Annotated in this window: 10 protein-coding genes; 7 read left to right on the forward strand and 3 right to left on the reverse strand. The window is 72.0% G+C overall.

The annotated features are described in order from the left end of the window. The first annotated feature begins 37 nt into the window (after positions 1 to 37). From ACFC0D_RS31205 to ACFC0D_RS31230, 6 genes are all read left to right on the forward strand, one after another. Complete coding sequence (locus ACFC0D_RS31205; RefSeq protein ID WP_376443148.1) at positions 38 to 775, forward strand: response regulator transcription factor; 738 nt, start codon at positions 38 to 40, stop codon at positions 773 to 775. Between the two features lie 8 nt (positions 776 to 783). Further along, entirely contained in the window at positions 784 to 2,322 is a 1,539-nt protein-coding gene (locus ACFC0D_RS31210) for a sensor histidine kinase (protein WP_376443151.1), read from the forward strand. A gap of 26 nt (positions 2,323 to 2,348) precedes the next feature. Continuing rightward, positions 2,349 to 3,608: a glycosyltransferase gene (locus ACFC0D_RS31215; protein WP_376443153.1), complete on the forward strand. Its 1,260-nt coding sequence runs from the start codon at positions 2,349 to 2,351 to the stop codon at positions 3,606 to 3,608. Beyond that, positions 3,605 to 5,839, forward strand: coding sequence for an ArnT family glycosyltransferase (locus tag ACFC0D_RS31220; RefSeq protein ID WP_376443155.1), 2,235 nt, complete (start codon positions 3,605 to 3,607; stop codon positions 5,837 to 5,839). The genes ACFC0D_RS31215 and ACFC0D_RS31220 overlap by 4 nt, the downstream gene beginning before the upstream one ends. 77 nt (positions 5,840 to 5,916) lie before the next feature. Continuing rightward, positions 5,917 to 7,440: an MFS transporter gene (locus ACFC0D_RS31225; RefSeq protein ID WP_376443157.1), complete on the forward strand. Its 1,524-nt coding sequence runs from the start codon at positions 5,917 to 5,919 to the stop codon at positions 7,438 to 7,440. Positions 7,441 to 7,484: 44 nt separating this feature from the next. Further along, a complete protein-coding gene (locus tag ACFC0D_RS31230; protein WP_376443159.1) occupies positions 7,485 to 8,258 on the forward strand; it encodes a TetR/AcrR family transcriptional regulator in 774 nt (257 codons plus the stop codon). A 167-nt stretch (positions 8,259 to 8,425) separates the two neighbouring features. Here the strand turns inward: ACFC0D_RS31230 and ACFC0D_RS31235 are convergent, their stop codons facing one another. The 3 genes from ACFC0D_RS31235 to ACFC0D_RS31245 form a co-directional block, all read right to left on the reverse strand. Continuing rightward, the gene (locus tag ACFC0D_RS31235) at positions 8,426 to 9,229 is read right to left on the reverse strand and encodes a YceI family protein (protein ID WP_376443162.1); all 804 of its coding nucleotides are present in this window, start codon (positions 9,227 to 9,229) and stop codon (positions 8,426 to 8,428) included. Positions 9,230 to 9,335: 106 nt separating this feature from the next. After that, on the reverse strand, positions 9,336 to 11,792 hold the full coding sequence (locus tag ACFC0D_RS31240; protein WP_376443165.1) for an MFS transporter: 2,457 nt from the start codon (positions 11,790 to 11,792) through the stop codon (positions 9,336 to 9,338). Between the two features lie 144 nt (positions 11,793 to 11,936). Next, on the reverse strand, positions 11,937 to 12,425 hold the full coding sequence (locus ACFC0D_RS31245; protein WP_376443167.1) for a MarR family winged helix-turn-helix transcriptional regulator: 489 nt from the start codon (positions 12,423 to 12,425) through the stop codon (positions 11,937 to 11,939). 427 nt (positions 12,426 to 12,852) lie between these two features. Between ACFC0D_RS31245 and ACFC0D_RS31250 the strand changes: the two genes are divergently transcribed. Then, complete coding sequence (locus ACFC0D_RS31250) at positions 12,853 to 13,080, forward strand: hypothetical protein (RefSeq protein WP_376443170.1); 228 nt, start codon at positions 12,853 to 12,855, stop codon at positions 13,078 to 13,080. The last annotated feature ends 167 nt before the right edge of the window (positions 13,081 to 13,247 follow it).

Genomic DNA, 13,247 nt, shown 5'->3' on the forward strand with positions numbered 1-13,247 from the left:
AAAGGAAGATCTCAGTACGTCCGGACAGCGTGGCCGTATGACTGCCACCAAGCCCCGCGGGCGTACCGACATGACCCGGCCCGACGGCTCGGCCGTCCGCGTTCTCGTCGTGGACGACGAGGCGTCTCTCGCCGAGCTCCTCTCCATGGCCCTGCGGTACGAGGGCTGGCAGGTGCACAGCGCGGGCGACGGGGCCGGAGCCCTGCGCGCGGCGCGGGAGTTCCGGCCCGACGCGGTGATCCTCGACGTGATGCTGCCCGACATGGACGGGCTCTCCGTCCTCGGCAGACTGCGGCGCGAGCAGCCGGACGTGCCGGTGCTGTTCCTGACCGCCAAGGACGCCGTCGAGGACCGGATCGCCGGCCTCACGGCGGGCGGCGACGACTACGTGACCAAGCCGTTCAGCCTGGAAGAGGTCGTGGCACGGCTGCGCGGGCTGATCCGACGCTCCGGCGCCGCGCAGGCCCGCACCGAGTCGCTGCTCGCCGTCGGGGACCTGACGCTGGACGAGGACAGTCACGAGGTCACCCGCGGCGGCGAGTCGATCCATCTCACGGCCACCGAGTTCGAGCTGCTGCGCTACCTCATGCGCAATCCGCGCCGGGTGCTCAGCAAGGCGCAGATCCTCGACCGGGTGTGGTCCTACGACTTCGGCGGCCAGGCCAATGTCGTCGAGCTGTACATCTCCTACCTGCGGCGGAAGATCGACGCGGGACGGGCCCCCATGATCCACACCCGGCGCGGGGCGGGTTATCTCATCAAGCCCGGGGAGTAGGACGACCGATGCGAGGCCCCCGTTCCTGGTCGCTGCGCACGCGGCTCGTCGTCTCCGCCGTCACGCTGATCGCGATCGTCGCCACGGTGATCGGGACGGTGACGACGATCGCGTTCCGGTCCTACCTGTACGACCAGGCCGACGGGCAGCTGCAGGGCGTGGCCAACCGGGCCGCCGGGCCGCCGCAGAACATGCCGGGGCCCCTCCCCGACGGCACCCCTGACGGCACCCCTGAGGCGCTCGGATTCCTCACCGGCCCCGGCGCCCCGCTCGGCACGGTCGGCGCGTCCGTCGTGGACGGCGAGCTGAGGGACGCCGCCGTCTCCGAGGAGGAAGAGGAGCAGGGGAGGTACGGCCCGAAGTACCGCGCCCAGGCCCTGGACGCGGCACAGCGCGCCGCCCTCGCCGCCGTTCCGCGCGACGGCCGGCCCCACACCGTCGAGCTGCCGGGCAGGGACGACTACCGGGTCGAGTACGCCTCAGGGAGCCGTGGCGACTATCTCGTCGGCATCCCGCTCTCCGACGTCCAGGACACCCTCTCCACTCTGATCCTCGTCGAGGTGAGCGTCACCGGCGCCGGTCTCGTCGCCGCCTCGCTGGCCGGCGGCGCGCTGGTCGGGATCGCGCTGCGGCCGCTGCGCCGGGTCGCCGCGACCGCCACGCAGGTCTCCGAACTGCCGCTGCACAGCGGTGAGCCGGCCCTCCACCACCGTGTCGCGGAAGCGGATCCGCGCACCGAGGTCGGGCAGGTCGGCGCGGCCATCAACCGGATGCTCGACCATGTCCACTCCGCGCTCCACTCCCGCCAGCAGAGCGAGACACGGGTACGGCAGTTCGTCGCGGACGCCAGCCATGAGCTGCGTACGCCGCTCGCCTCCATCCGGGGGTACGCGGAGCTGACGCGGCGCGGCCGGGAGGAGTGCGGGCCCGACACCCGGCACGCGCTCGGGCGGATCGAGTCCGAGGCGACCCGGATGACGGGGCTCGTCGAAGACCTGCTGCTCCTCGCCCGACTGGACGCCGGACGCCCGCTCTCGTACGAGAGCACCGATCTCGCACCGCTCGTCGTCGACGCGCTCTCCGACGCCCGCGCGGCCGGACCCGAGCACCGCTGGCGGCTCGAACTGCCACCGTCCGCCGTGTCGGTAGGGGCGGACGCCGCCCGCCTCCACCAGGTCCTCGTCAACCTCCTCGCCAACGCCCGCACCCACACCCCGCAAGGCACGATCGTCACCGCGCGGGTACGAACGGAGAGCGGCCGCGCCCTCGTCGAGATCGAGGACGACGGGCCCGGCATCCCGCCCGAGCTCCTCCCCGTCGTCTTCGAGCGGTTCGCCCGCGGCGACGCCTCCCGTACGCGCCAGGCCGGCGGCAGCAGCACCGGGCTCGGGCTCGCCATCGTGCGGGCGGTGACGGTCGCCCACGGCGGGGAGGTGACCGTGCGGAGCCGGCCGGGAGAGACCGTCTTCGCCGTGGCGCTCCCCCTGGAGCCCCAGCACGCCCCGTACGACTCACAGCCAGGGCACAGGCTCATCACACAGCCGTGACAGCGGCCCCGGCGAGGGTCTGTGCCATGCGAACCCAAACGATCGCGGGCACCCTCCCCGCCCGGGAGCATCTGCCGGTGGGCATGGCCGGGCGGCCCGTCCTCGATGTGGTGATTCCCGTCTACAACGAGGAGAAGGACCTGGAGCCGTGCGTCCTGCGGCTCCACGACCACCTCTCCCGCACCTTCCCGTACGGCTTCCGCATCACGGTCGCCGACAACGCCTCCACCGACCGGACCCCCGAGGTCGCCGCCACTCTCGCGGCGATGCTGCCCGAGGTGCGTTCGGTACGGCTGGAGCAGAAGGGGCGGGGGCGGGCGCTGCGTACCGTCTGGTCGCACTCGGACGCGCCCGTCCTCGCCTACATGGACGTGGACCTCTCCACGGATCTGAACGCCCTGCTGCCGCTCGTGGCGCCGCTCATCTCCGGCCACTCCGACCTGGCGATCGGCTCCCGGCTCGCCCGCTCCTCGCGCGTCGTACGCGGGCCGAAGCGGGAGTTCATCTCGCGGGCCTACAACCTGATCCTGCGCGGTTCGCTCGCCGCCCGGTTCTCCGACGCGCAGTGCGGCTTCAAGGCGATACGCGGTGATGTCGCCGCCCGCCTGCTGCCGATGGTCGAGGACACCGGCTGGTTCTTCGACACCGAGATGCTCGTCCTCGCCGAGCGCGCCGGACTGCGCATCCACGAGGTGCCCGTCGACTGGGTCGACGACCCCGACTCCACGGTCCACATCGTGCGGACGGCCACCGACGACCTGAAGGGCGTCTGGCGGGTGGGCCGGGCGCTCGCCACCGGCTCGCTGCCGCTCGACCGGCTCTCCCGGCCCTTCGGCGACGACCCCCGGGACCGCGAACTCGCGGGCGTCCCCCGAGGGTTGGCCCGGCAGCTGGTCGGCTTCTGTGTCGTGGGCGCGCTGTCGACGCTCTTCTACGTGGCGCTGTACTCGCTCTTCCGGCTCGGCATCGGCCCCCAACTCGCCAACGCGGGCGCACTGCTGGTGTCGGCCGTCGCCAACACCGCCGCCAACCGGCGTCTCACCTTCGGCGTACGGGGCCGGGACCGGGCCGTCCGCCACCAGGCGCAGGGGCTCGTCGTCTTCGGCATCGGCCTCGCCCTGACCAGCGGTTCGCTCGCCGCGCTCGGCGCGGCCACCGGCGACCCCGCCCACTCCACCGAACTCGCCGTGCTGATCGTGGCCAACCTCGCCGCGACCGTCGTGCGCTTCCTCCTCTTCCGGCTCTGGGTCTTCCCGGACACATCGCTCTCAAGGAACACCCGATGACCACCTCGTACGACACGTCTTCCGGGCCGTCCGAGCCCTCGGCGCCCGTCGCCCGCTCGGCCCACGCCGCGCCGTCCGGCCGGAGCGGCCGCCTCGGCCGGCTGTGGCGCGGACGGGCCGAGGACGCCCCCTGGGTGCGCCCCGCGTTCCTCGTCCTGCTGCTCGCCACCACCCTGCTCTACCTCTGGAACCTGAGCGCCTCCGGCTACGCCAACTCCTTCTACTCCGCCGCCGTCCAGGCTGGCAGCGAGAGCTGGAAGGCCTTCTTCTTCGGCTCGCTCGACGCGGCGAACGCCATCACCGTCGACAAGCCGCCGGCCGCGCTCTGGCCGATGGCCCTGTCCGTGCGCCTCTTCGGGCTCGGGTCCTGGCAGATCCTGCTGCCCGAGGTGCTGATGGGGGTGGCGACCGTCGCCGTCCTCTACGCGGCGGTGCGGCGCCGGTTCGGCGCGGGAGCCGGGCTGCTCGCGGGCGCGGTGCTCGCGCTCACCCCGGTCGCCGCGCTGATGTTCCGCTTCAACAACCCGGACGCGCTGCTGGCCCTGCTGATGACCGTGGCCGTGTACTGCGTGCTGCGAGCCCTCGAGGACACGAAGAGCGGCACGAAGTGGCTGGTGTGGGCAGGAGTCGCCTTCGGCCTCGCCTTCCTCGCCAAGACGCTCCAGGCGTTCCTGATCCTGCCGCCGCTCGCGCTCGTGTACGCGGTGTGCGCCCCGGTCGGCTTCGGCCGCAGGATCGGCCGACTGGCCCTTGCCGGGCTCGCGATGATCGCCTCCGCCGGCTGGTGGGTGGCCCTGGTCGAGCTGTGGCCGGCGTCCTCCCGTCCGTACATCGGAGGCTCGCAGAACAACAGCTTCCTGGAACTCACCTTCGGCTACAACGGCCTCGGCCGGATCAACGGCAACGAGACCGGCAGCGTCGGCGGCGGAGGCCGTGGCGGTGGCGGTCAGGGCGGCGGCTGGGGCGAGACGGGCATCGGGCGGATGTTCAACGACGCCGTCGGCGGTCAGATCTCCTGGCTGCTGCCCGCCGCGCTGATCCTGCTCGTCGCCGGGCTCGTCATCACCTGGCGTGCGCCGAGGACGGACACCGCGCGGTCCGCGTTCCTGGTCTGGGGCGGCTCGCTGCTGATGACCCTGGGCGTGTTCAGCTTCATGGCCGGCATCTTCCACGAGTACTACACGGTGGCCCTGGCCCCGTACATCGCGGCGCTCGTCGGCATGGGCGCGAGTGTCCTGTGGGAGGAGCGCACCAGGTTCCTCGCCTCGGCGGCACTGGCCGTGACGGTCGCGGGGACGGCGGTGTGGGGGTACGTCCTGCTCGGCCGGACGCCCGACTGGATGCCGTGGCTGCGCTGGGCGGTCCTGGTCGCGGGCACGGTCGCCGCGCTCGGGCTGCTGCTCGCCGGCCGCCTCGACCGGCGGATCGGGCTCGGCCTCGTGGGGCTCGGTCTGGCGGCGAGTCTCGCGGGCCCGGTCGCGTACACCCTCTCCACGCTGGGCACCGGCCACCAGGGGTCGATCGTGACGGCGGGCCCGTCGGGCGGCGCGATGGGCGGCCCCGGCGGTGGCCGCGGCGGGCCGCGTGCGATGTACGGGATGTTCGACGGAGGCGGGGCCGGACGCGGAGGCCAGGCGGGCGGCGGCCAGATGGGCGGCGGCCCGGGTGGTCAGATGCCCGGCGGTCAGGGCGGGCCCGGCGGTCAGATGCCCGGCGGTCAGGCCCCGGGTGGCCAGGGCGGTCAGATGCCCGGTGGTACGCCTCCCCAGGGCAACGGTCAGGGCAACGGCCAGGGCAATGCCCAGGGCAACGGCGGCGCGGGCATGGAGCGCGGTGGCCCCGGTGGCGGTGGCGGAATCGGCGGTCTGCTCAACGGCGCGACCGTCGGCTCCAAGGCCAAGGCCACCCTCCTCGACGGCGCCGACGACTACACCTGGGTCGCGGCGGCCATCGGCGCCCAGAACGCGGCCAGCTACCAGCTCGCCACCGGCAAGCCGGTGATGGCGATCGGCGGCTTCAACGGCAGCGACCCGTCGCCGACCCTCGCCCAGTTCAAGCAGTACGTGGCCCAGGGGAAGATCCACTACTTCGTCGGCAGCGGCACCGGCACCGGCGGCGGGGGCGGCGGCGGAATGGGTGGCAACTCGGAGATCTCCACGTGGGTCACGGCCACCTTCGAGCAGGTCACCGTCGACGGCTCCACGTTCTACGACCTGACGCAGAAGAAATAACCGCTATACGGCGTAAGAGAGACTCTTGTACGGTGTACGAGACCTAGTCCCGTACACCGTACAAGGAGTGCTGTTCCATGACGGCGACGACCGCCGCGAACGAACCCACCGCCGGGGCAGCCACCCCCGGCGGACATCCGCAGCGCTGGCTGATCCTCGGCGTCATCTGCCTCGCCCAGCTCACCGTGCTGCTCGACAACACCGTCCTGAGCGTCGCGATCCCCTCGCTGACCTCCGAACTCCACGCGACGACCACCGACATCCAGTGGATGATCAACGCGTACTCGCTCGTCCAGTCCGGCCTCCTGCTCACCGCCGGCAACGCCGCCGACCGCTACGGCCGCAAGAAGCTGCTCGCCGTCGGTCTCGCGCTCTTCGGCCTCGGCTCGCTCGCCGCCGGACTCGCCGACTCCACCGCGCAGCTGATCGCCGCCCGGGCCGGCATGGGCGTCGGCGGCGCGCTGCTGATGACCACCACACTCGCCGTCGTCATGCAGATCTTCGACGACTCCGAGCGGGTCAAGGCCATCGCGCTCTGGTCCACCGTCAGCTCGCTCGGCTTCGCCGCCGGCCCGCTGATCGGTGGCGTGATCCTGAACCACTTCTGGTGGGGAATGATCTTCCTCATCAACATCCCGGTCGCGCTGATCGGCCTCGTCGCCGTCCTCAAGCTCGTACCGGAGTCGAAGAACCCGCAGGGCGAGCGCCCCGACCTGCTCGGCGCGCTGCTCTCCACCATCGGTATGACCGCCGTCGTGTACGCGATCATCACCGGTCCCGAGCACGGCTGGACCTCCGCCGAGGTGCTGGTCCCGGCCGCCATCGGTGTCGTCGTCCTCGGCGCCTTCGCGCTCTGGGAGCTCCGCACCCCGTACCCGATGCTCGACATGCACTTCTTCCGGAACCAGAAGTTCATCGGCGCCATCGGCGGCTCGCTGCTCGTCGTCTTCGGCATGGGCGGCTCGCTCTTCCTGCTCACCCAGCACCTCCAGTTCGTGCTCGGCTACGAGCCGCTGGAGGCCGGTCTCCGCATGGCGCCTCTCGCGCTGACGATCGTGGGCCTCAACCTGACCGGTATGGGCCCCAAGCTGGTGATGAGGATCGGCACCCCTTCGGCCGTCGTCCTCGGCATGACCCTGGTCGCGGGCGGCCTCACCTCGATCGCCGTGCTCGGCGGCGGTACGGACGGCAGCTACTGGGGGATGCTCCTCGGCCTGGTCCTGATGGGCGGCGGCATCGCCGTCTCCTCCCCTGCCATGGCCAACGCCATCATGAGCGCGATCCCGCCGGAGAAGGCGGGCGTGGGCGCCGGCATCAACGGCACCCTCGCCGAGTTCGGCAACGGTCTCGGCGTCGCCGTCCTCGGCGCCGTGCTCAACGCCCGCTTCGCCGCACTCGTCGCCGTCACCGCGGCCTCGCTGCCCGCGGCCCTCGCGGCGGCCGGAAGCGACGCCGAACGGGCGGAGATCTCCGACGCGTTCGCCACCGGCCTCCAGACCAGCCAGCTGGTCGGCGCCATCGCCGTCTTCGCGGGCGGCCTGCTCGCGGCGGCGCTGCTGCGCCGGGCGGAACGGTCCGAGAAGAGGGAAGCGGCTGCATAGCATGGTGACGGACCACTGACGGAGTGAGCTCACGGAGGAACGCGATGGTCAAGGCCGCAGACCGGGCCAAGAACCCGGCGCGTTCCTCCGTATGGCTCGAACGCCGCACCCAGCGCAGCGGAGGCGGTCCGGCCGGCCTCGACCGCGACCGGATCGTGGCGACCTCGATCCGGATGCTCGACGAGGACGGCCTGGCCGGCCTCTCGATGCGCAAGCTGGCGACCGAGCTCGGCGTCACGGCGATGTCGCTCTACTGGTACGTGGACACCAAGGACGACATCATCGAGTACGCCCTCGACGCCGTGTACGGGGGCATCGACCTGGAGGCCGTCACCGCGGCCGAGGACTGGCGCGACAGGCTCCGGGCTCTCGCGCTCGGCTACCGCCGGATGCTGGTCCGCCACCCCTGGGTCTCGGCCTGCGTGGGCATGTATCTGAACGTCGGACCGCGGGCGCTCGTCGTCGGGACCGCGATCCAGGACGCCGTCCGGGCCACCGGACTCCCCGTCCACGGCCAGCCGGGCACCCTCGCGGCGGTGTTCCAGTTCGTGTACGGATACGGCACGATCGAGGCCCTGTTCGCCCGGCGCTCGGCCGAGGCGGGCATGACGCAGGACGAGTTCTACACGGAATCCGTCGCCGCCTTCCGCGACGAGCCGCAGTTCGCCGAGCCGATGGCGAAGATGGCGGAGCTCTTCGACGAGCGCGCCTCGCACGGCAGCGTCAGCGACATGTGGGAGCGGGACTTCGCCTACGCCCTCGACATCCTGGTCGCGGGCATCGAGGTCATGGTCGCGCGCGAGGGCGAACGCTCCTGAGGCGGTGGGGACGGGTTCTCGGGAGGGCGAATCGGGTCCTCGGGGGAGGGCGAGACGGGCCCTCGGGGGAGGGCACTCAGCTCTGCCGTACTGCCCTCGGCCCCTCCGGGTGCAGCCCTCTCACTCCTCCCGTACCGGCTTCAGCCCTCCCTTCCCCGTGCAGCCCCTCAGCCCTCCCGTACCGCCTGGACGTCCAGCGTCACCCGCAGCGTCGCGCCGATCGCCGCGATGCCCGCCGAGACCACCTGGTTGTAGTTCATCGCGAAGTCCTCGCGCCGCAGCTCCGCCTCCGCGCGGAACGCCGCCCGCACCCCGCCCCACGGATCCGCGCTCGTCCCCAGATAGGTGAGACCCAGCGGCACTTCCCGCGTGACGCCCCGCAGCGTCAGCTCGCCGTCCACGGTCCAGCGGTCCGGGCCCGCCTCGCGCAGCGCCGAGCTGCGGTACGTGATCTCCGGGAAACGGTCCACGTCCAGGAAGTCCTCGGACCGCAGGTGCTTGTCCCGCAGGTCGTTGCCCGTGTCGACGGAGTCGGCCGCGATGACCGCCCCCACCCGCGAGGCCAGGACCTCCGGCGCGATCTCGATCCGGCCGGTGAACTCGGTGAACCGGCCGTGCACGCTGGAGATCCCCAGGTGCTGGGCCACCGCCCCCACCGAGGAGTGCGCCGCGTCCAGGGTCCACGCACCGGGCGGCGGGAGCTCCGTACCGCCCGTGCGGGCCAGGACGACCGTCCCGACCTCCGCCCGCCCGGTCCCGCCCACCAGCGACGTACGCGCGTCCGGTGCGTAGCCGAGCGCGGTCACCACCACCGTGTACGGCCCCGGGGCCAGCGAGCCCTCGGCCTGCACGACTCCGTCCCCGTCCGCCGCCGCCCGCAGGACCTGTCCGCCCGAACCGTCCGTCACGGTCACCACCGCGTGCTGGACCGGCCACCCGTCGCGGGTCCGTACCTGTGCGTGCAGTCCCATCCGTACCCTCAACCCTCACTTGGAAGAACAACAGGGCGGCAGGCCGTCCCCTGCCTGCCGCCCCGGACCCGGTCGCGTCTCCGCTCGAAGCGCGGCCGGGAGTCGGTCACTCGCCCGGGTGGGCGAGTTCGATGTCGTGGCCGTCGACCCCTGCGCCGGTCACGGTCAGCCGCCCCGCCGCCGGCGGGTAGCCGGTCGCGATGAGCGTGTACTCACCGGCGTCCAGGTCCGCGAAGGCGTACGCGCCGTCCGTGTCCGTCGTCGCCGAGGCCTTCACGTTCCCGGCGGCGTCGACCAGGGTCACCCGTGCGTCGGCCAGCGGCCGGTGGTCGAGGCCCGCGCGGACCGTCCCTTGGACGACCGCTCCGGCCGCCAGGGCCACGTCGAGCCCCGTCACGCCCTGGCCACCGATCTCGACGGGCAGCGCCTGCGGGCGGTAACCGGCGGCGGTGACCGCGACCGTGACCGCGCCCGGCACCAGCTCGCCGAAGACGAAGCCGCCGTCCGCGCCGGACTTGCCGGTCGCCAGCACCTCGCCCCGTACGTCCGTGATCACGACCATCGCCCCGTCCACCGGCGCGCCGCTCTCGGCCGCGGTCACCGAGCCGGTGAGGCCGCTGGTGCCGGTCAGGAGCACGTCGTGGGCGAGCGGACCGTCGTTCACGACGACCGTGGAGGCCTGCGGCTGGAAGCCGTCGGCGGAGGCGATCAGGACGTACGAACCGGCGGCCGGGGCGTCGAAGGCGTACCGGCCCTCGCTCCCGACGACCGAGCGGCCGAGCTGCTGCCCGCCGAGCGAGATCAGCGTGAGCGTCGCGCCGGGGAGATCGGTGCCTTCGGCGGTACGGACGGTGCCGCTGATGGTCAGGCCGGTGGTCTCAGGGGCGGTGGTCACCGTGGCGGCGGGCACAGGGGCGGTGGTCACCGTTGCGGTGGTCGCGGCGGCCGCCACGGCGGCCGTCGGCTCCTCCGGGGTTGCCGGTGCCGCGTCCGCCTTGGGGGCCGAACTGCTCTTCAGCGCGACCTCCTTGATGAACAGCGTCACCAGGAAGGCGAGCAGCGCGAACGGCGCCGAGTAGAGGAAGACATCGGCGACACCGTGTCCGTACGCGTCCTCCATGACGGTACGGATCGGAGCCGGCAGCTTGTCCATGTCCGGGATGCCACCGCCCGAACCGCCGTTGCCCATTCCCGCGGCCTTCGGGCCGAGAGCGGTCATGCCGTCCTGGACGTAGTGCGTGACCCGGTTGGCCAGCACCGCGCCTAGCGCCGAGACGCCGATCGCGCCGCCGAGGGAGCGGAAGAAGGTGACGACGGAGGAGGCGGAGCCGAGGTCGGCCGGGGCCACCTGGTTCTGCGTGCAGAGCACCAGGTTCTGCATCATCATGCCGAGGCCCAGACCCATGACGCCCATGAAGAGCGCGATGTGCCAGTACTCCGTGTCGTAGCGGATCGTGCCGAGCAGGCCGAGTCCGCCGGCCGTCAGAGCGCCACCGCTGACCAGCCAGGCCTTCCACTTGCCGGTCTTGGTGATGACCATGCCGGAGACGGTCGAGGAGACGAACAGACCGGCGATCATCGGGATCGTGAGGACGCCGGACATCGTCGGCGACTCGTTGCGCGCCAGCTGGAAGTACTGGCTGAAGAAGACCGTCCCGGCGAACATCGCGACGCCGACGAAGAGCGAGGCGAGGGAGGCGAGGGTGATCGTGCGGTTGCGGAAGAGGCGCAGCGGGATGATCGGCTCGGCGGCCTTCGACTCGACGAAGACGAACAGCGCGCCGAGGAAGACGGAGCCGCCGACCATGGCGGCCGTCTGCCAGGACATCCAGTCGTACTTGTCGCCCGCGAAGGTCACCCAGATCAGGAGGAGGGAGACCGCGGCGCTGATGACGAAGGCACCGGTCCAGTCGACCTTGACCTTGCGCTTCACGACGGGGAGCTTCAGCGTCTTCTGGAGGACCAGGAGCGCGATCAGCGCGAAGGGCACGCCGACGTAGAAGCACCAGCGCCAGCCGAGCCAGTCGGTGTCGGTGATGACGCCGCCGAGCAGCGGGCCGCCGACGGTGGCGACGGCGAAGGTGGCGCCGAGGTAGCCGCTGTACCGGCCGCGCTCACGCGGGGCGATCATCGCGGCCAGGATGATCTGGGAGAGGGCGGTCAGACCGCCGACACCGATGCCCTGGACGACACGGCAGGCGATGAGCATCCCGGTGTTCTGGGAGAGACCGGCGACGACCGAACCGGCGACGTAGATGACCAGCGCGACCTGGACGAGCAGCTTCTTGGAGAAGAGATCCGCGAGCTTGCCCCAGAGCGGGGTGGTCGCGGTCATCGACAGCAGCGCGGCCGTGACGACCCAGGTGTAGGCGGACTGGCCGCCGCCGAGGTCGGTGATGATCTGGGGGAGGGCGTTGGAGACGATCGTCGACGACAGGATGGCGACGAACATGCCGAGCAGCAGCCCGGAGAGCGCCTCCATGATCTGCCGGTGCGTCATGGGCGCCGCGCCGGAGGTGTGGCCGCCCGCCTGCGTTGGCGGGGCGGGTGTTGTCGTGGCCATGAACTTCCTTTGCTGTTACGCGGGTGCTGTCAGGCGGGTGCTGGCTGGTGGGGGCTGGTGCGGTTGCGGGGCTGGTGCTGTTGTGTCGGTGCTGCTGTGTTGGTGCCTTGGGCGGGGTTTCGGGCGGGTGACTCGGGCGGGCGTTCAGGCGTGGTGGGCCCGGCAGTCCCCGAAGGAGTCGCGGAGGCGGGCGAGCAGGTGGGTGAGCAGTTCGACGTCTTCGTCGGACCAGTCCGCGAGGTTGCGGGTGAGCATGGCCGTCAGCCGGCGGTCGAGCTCGTCGAGCTTCTCCCTGCCCTCGGCGGTGAGGTGCAGGATGCGGGAGCGCTTGTCGGCGGGATCGGGCAGCCGCTCGACCCAGCCGCGGTCGACGGCGTGGGAGACGTGACGGCTGCTGACCGACATGTCGACGGCCATACGCTCCGAGATGCGGCTCATGCGCATGTCCCCGTCGTGCTTGAGCAGGGCGAGGACGATGGCCGAGCCGCTGGGGCAGTCGGCGGGCAGAGAGCGGGCCATACCGCGCTTCACCGCGCCGATGGCGCTCACCTGCCGGGCGAGGTTCTCGTACCGGTTCGGCTTGTCGAGCTTGTCCACTGCGACCCCATGCATGTTGTTGCTTAGGGCAACCATAGAGATGGATGGTTGCTCCAGGCAAACTAAATCGGTCAAACGGCGCTAAAGAATCGGCAAAGGGGGAGCGGGGGAGGAGGAGGGTGAGCGCGGGGCGGGAGGAAGGAGGGGGAGGGTGAGCGCGGGGCGGGAGGAAGGAGGGGGAGGGGGAGGGTGAGCGCGGGGCGGGAGGAAGGAGGGGGAGGGGGCGAGGGTGGGCCGCGGGTGCGGGTCGTAGGCGGGGTCGCGGGTGGGCCGCGGGTGCGGGTCGTAGGCGGGGTCGCGGGTGGGCCGCGGGTGCGGGTCGGAAGTGGGGCCGGGGGTGGGTTGCCGTGCGGGGGATCGGTGCCGGAGCAGTGTCCGGGTGGTGCCCGACCGGTGCCGGACCGGTGCCCGGACCAGGCGGGGGCTTGGGCGCGGCAGCCGGGGTTCGCTAGGGTCCTGGCTCATGGCACACAACCCCCAAGCTCCGTACGGTCAGGGCCCCGGCCCCGAGGGCAACTACGACCCGGCCGGCAGCACGCAGATGTTCCGCGCCTTCGTCGACGACGGCGCCCCGCAGGGTGGCGGCCGCCAGGCGGCGCCCCAGTCCTCCGGCCCCCGAGTGGGCCTCATCGTCGGTGTGATCGCGGCGATCGTGGTCGTGGCGGCGGTGGCCTGGCTGGCGCTGGGCTGAGTCCGGAGCCTGGCGCTTTGAGGGCTTCGGGTTTCTGAGGGGCTTGGTCCGAACGCCCCGTGGGCTTCTGGTTCGGCCGCCCTCGTTCCGAGTGTGGCGACCGGAGGCGGTGCGTCAAGGGCGCTCCCTGCGGTCGCGTCGCTGCGCGATGGGCTTCGCCCACCCTT

The organism is Streptomyces sp. NPDC056222, from assembly GCF_042264065.1.
Lineage (GTDB): Bacteria > Actinomycetota > Actinomycetes > Streptomycetales > Streptomycetaceae > Streptomyces.

Bases quoted from the DNA above. Each gene is read 5' to 3' on its own strand.
- ACFC0D_RS31205 (WP_376443148.1), top strand. From the start codon at position 38: ATGACTGCCACCAAGCCCCGCGGGCGTACCGACATGACCCGGCCCGAC.
- ACFC0D_RS31210 (WP_376443151.1), top strand. From the start codon at position 784: ATGCGAGGCCCCCGTTCCTGGTCGCTGCGCACGCGGCTCGTCGTCTCC.
- ACFC0D_RS31215 (WP_376443153.1), top strand. From the start codon at position 2,349: ATGCGAACCCAAACGATCGCGGGCACCCTCCCCGCCCGGGAGCATCTG.
- ACFC0D_RS31220 (WP_376443155.1), top strand. From the start codon at position 3,605: ATGACCACCTCGTACGACACGTCTTCCGGGCCGTCCGAGCCCTCGGCG.
- ACFC0D_RS31225 (WP_376443157.1), top strand. From the start codon at position 5,917: ATGACGGCGACGACCGCCGCGAACGAACCCACCGCCGGGGCAGCCACC.
- ACFC0D_RS31230 (WP_376443159.1), top strand. From the start codon at position 7,485: ATGGTCAAGGCCGCAGACCGGGCCAAGAACCCGGCGCGTTCCTCCGTA.
- ACFC0D_RS31235 (WP_376443162.1), bottom strand. From the start codon at position 9,229: ATGGGACTGCACGCACAGGTACGGACCCGCGACGGGTGGCCGGTCCAG.
- ACFC0D_RS31240 (WP_376443165.1), bottom strand. From the start codon at position 11,792: ATGGCCACGACAACACCCGCCCCGCCAACGCAGGCGGGCGGCCACACC.
- ACFC0D_RS31245 (WP_376443167.1), bottom strand. From the start codon at position 12,425: ATGGTTGCCCTAAGCAACAACATGCATGGGGTCGCAGTGGACAAGCTC.
- ACFC0D_RS31250 (WP_376443170.1), top strand. From the start codon at position 12,853: ATGGCACACAACCCCCAAGCTCCGTACGGTCAGGGCCCCGGCCCCGAG.